1 pseudogene is annotated in these 282 nt (G+C 71.3%); it reads right to left on the bottom strand.

The features are described 5' to 3' along the window. Positions 1-282 (bottom strand): annotated as a pseudogene (locus QSK17_RS35885) (RNA-guided endonuclease TnpB family protein); the annotation flags it as partial.

Here is a 282-nt window from a genome sequence, read left to right as displayed (position 1 = left end):
GAAGGCGCACGAACGTGGCGGCCGGGTGCTCGGGCTGGGCGTCCCAGCGGCAGCCGTCGCCGTCCTTGGGCCACTCCACGGTGTCGAACCAGCCGCGTCCCTTGAACCGCGGGAACCCCGGCGTACGGCCCTCGCGGACCCGCGTGAAGAACGCGGCGAACGCCTTGTCCAAACGCCGCAGCGTGGCCTGCTGAGAGGAGAACGACCAGCGGCCCTGACCTCCGGCGTCCTCAGCCCGGATGTGCTTCAACTCGGCCGACTGCTCGCCGTACCGGACGCTCA

Origin of the sequence: Microtetraspora sp. NBRC 16547, assembly GCF_030268965.1 — a bacterium.
Classification (GTDB): Bacteria; Actinomycetota; Actinomycetes; order Streptosporangiales; family Streptosporangiaceae; genus Microtetraspora.
This window is presented reverse-complemented; position numbering and strand designations above follow the sequence as displayed.